1 protein-coding gene and 1 pseudogene are annotated in these 2875 nt (G+C 62.5%); both read right to left on the bottom strand.

Going from position 1 to position 2875, the window contains the following annotated elements:
* Positions 1–212: 212 nt before the first annotated feature.
* Entirely contained in the window at positions 213–506 is a 294-nt protein-coding gene (locus P792_RS24775; protein ID WP_023977982.1) for a hypothetical protein, read from the bottom strand.
* 12 nt (positions 507–518) lie between these two features.
* Positions 519–2875 (bottom strand): annotated as a pseudogene (locus tag P792_RS0118185) (error-prone DNA polymerase); the annotation flags it as partial.

Raw genomic sequence — 2875 nt, 5'->3', positions numbered from 1 at the left:
TATGTCCAAGTCCATGCTTACCTCATGGATCAGCGGCAGGGAGAGGCGGTTTCCCTGCCGCTGGATGAGGTCACAGACCCGCCCTGCGCGGCGAAGCCAGTCCGATCTTTTGATGCTGGTCGTGCTTCCATGTCTCCTGACGGTGTGGGGTGGGAGCCAAAAGCGCGCAGCATTCTCCCCGAAAGGTCGAGACAAAAGCCGGGTATTGCGCGCTATTCGTTCGTTTCCGGTACGTCGCCGATTTCCCCAAGAAACTCAGGCTCGCTGTAATCGCCGGCTTCGGGGTCGGCCGTAACGCACACAAGATGCGCGCCTGCGAACATCGTCCCTCCCGCACCGATCCGGTCGAGGAGCTGCAGCCCATGCGCCGGGTCGCGACACGCGGTCGCAGGGGCTGCTTCAAGCGTGACCTCGCCCTCTCTGGATGTGCGCCACAGATAGGGCTGCAGGATAATCTTCGTCTGGGGGCCGCTCTCATAGGCGGTCTCGCGGTTCTTTTTCGCCATGATTCCTCTCTCCTATCGAAAATTACGAGCCTTGACGGGCTCGGACCCCTTCAGGAGATCCGTCCTGTCTTCGGGCTCGCGCATGATGACGTGAATGACCTCGCCCTCTTTCTGCAGCGTGCCGTGGCACACCATGAGATGGGCTGAGATCAACGGCCGCCGCCAGGCTTCGCGCACGGACTTCCAGACGATCAGATTGGCGATCCCCGTCTCATCCTCGAGCGTGATGAACATGGTACCGTGCGCGGTACCGGGTCGCTGTCGCATCAGTACGAGCCCTGCAATCGAGATCCGCGCCCCGTCCCGCAGGCTGGCCAGATCGCCGCATCGCGTCATGCCTTCGCGGTCGAAAAGCGGACGCAGGAAGGAGACCGGATGCGCCTCGAGACTCAGACCCGTCATGCGATAATCCTCATGCACGGCATCACGCGCCGGGAGCGCAGGAAGCGCTACGTCCGGCTCGATCACCTCCGGCTCGATGAAGTTGCGTCCTCGATCGGCCGCCGCAAAAAGCGGAAGCGGTGCTGCATCGAGCCCTTTGACCGCCCAGAGCGCGGCGCGGCGATCGACGCCGAAAGAGGCGAAGGCATTGGCATTACTTAGTGCCTCGAGCGCCTGCAGCGGGATATCGCCGCGACGCCACACATCGTCGATGCTTTCATAGAGCGGCATGCGCGCCGCGATCAGTGCGGCCGCATCCTTGTTTGCCAGACCCCGCACCAGGCGCAGCCCGAGGCGCAAAGCCAATCCCCTGCTTTTGTTGGAGGCGGGTTTTGCCGCTCTTTCCAGGGTGCAGTCCCAGCGCGATGCATTGACGCAGATGGGGCGGATCTCGACCCCATGGGCGCGCGCATCCTGAACGATCTGGGCCGGCGCATAAAAGCCCATGGGCTGGGAATTGAGCAGGGCGGCGCAGAACACGTCGGGGTAGTGGCACTTCATCCAGGACGAGGCATAGGCGATGAGCGCAAAGCTCGCCGCATGGCTTTCGGGAAAGCCATAGGACCCGAAACCCTCCAGTCGGGAAAAAGTCTCTTCTGCGAATTCGGCCGTATAGCCCTCGCGCTGCATGCCGGCGATGAGCTTTTCGCGAAAGGGAGAGACACCGCCCGTCATCTTGAACGTTGCCATGGCACGCCTGAGCTGGTCGGCCTCGCCCGGTGTGAAGCCTGCGCAATGGATGGCCACCTGCATCGCCTGCTCCTGAAAGAGTGGCACGCCAAGGGTTTTGCCGAGAATGTTCTCGAGCGTATCGCTCGGATAGATCACGGGCTCGATCTTCGCGCGTCGGCGCAGATAGGGATGAACCATATCCCCCTGGATGGGGCCGGGACGCACGATCGCGACCTGTATGACCAGATCATAAAAGGTTGTCGGCTTCATGCGTGGCAGCATGGCCATCTGGGCGCGGCTCTCGATCTGGAATGTGCCGAGCGTGTCGGCGCGCTGAATCATCCGGTAGGTCTCGGGATCCTCAGCCGGCACCGAGGCCAGATCCATGCTCAGGCGATAATGCGCGCTCATGAGCTCGAAGCCGCGTTGCAGACAGCCCAGCATGCCCAGGCCCAGAACATCGACCTTCATGAAGCACAGCGCGTCGATATCATCCTTGTCCCAGGTGATGATCTGCCGTCCCTCCATCGCGGCCGGCTGCAATGGCACGAGCTCATCCAGGCGATCCTGGGTGAGGACGAACCCGCCGGGATGGGTGCCCAGCTGACGCGGAAAGCCGAGAAGCTGGCGCGCCATGTGTAGTGTGAGCGCGAGACGCCGGTCCTTCGGATTGAGACCGGCTTCGATCAGACGTTCGCGGCAGATCTGCGGGTCATCCAGACAGGACGCGATATGGCGCGAAAGCTGGCCGGTCACGTCCTCGGGCAGGCCGAGGACCTTGCCGACCTCGCGTAGCGCGCCCTTCGGCTGAAAGCGCTGGACTGTTGCGCAGAGTGCGGCCCGATGACGGCCGTAATGGCTGTAGATCCACTGAATGATCTCTTCGCGTCGATCGCTTTCGAAATCGACATCGATATCCGGCGGCTCCTTGCGGTCCTCGGAAACGAACCGCTCAAAAAGCAGGCCAGAGCGGATAGGATCGATGCTGGTGATCCGCAGCACATAACAGATCGCTGAGTTGGCGGCCGAGCCACGGCCCTGACAGGCAATGCCCAGCGAGCGGGCGTGCTGGACGATCGTGTTCACTGTCAGGAAATAGGGCGCATAGCCCAGCCGCTCGATCAGGGTCAGCTCATGTCTGATCTGCTCACGGACCGTCTCCGGTGTGCCGGCCGGATAGCGTCGGGGCAGGGCGGTTTGCACCAGACGTGCGAGGGTCTCCTGAGGGCTTTCCCCCTCGATCGTCGCCTCACTCG

It is taken from the genome of Asaia sp. SF2.1, from assembly GCF_000505765.1.
Taxonomy (GTDB): Bacteria; Pseudomonadota; Alphaproteobacteria; order Acetobacterales; family Acetobacteraceae; genus Asaia; species Asaia bogorensis.
Note: the sequence above shows the minus strand (reverse complement) of the source record. Positions and strands in the feature narration are given on the sequence as shown.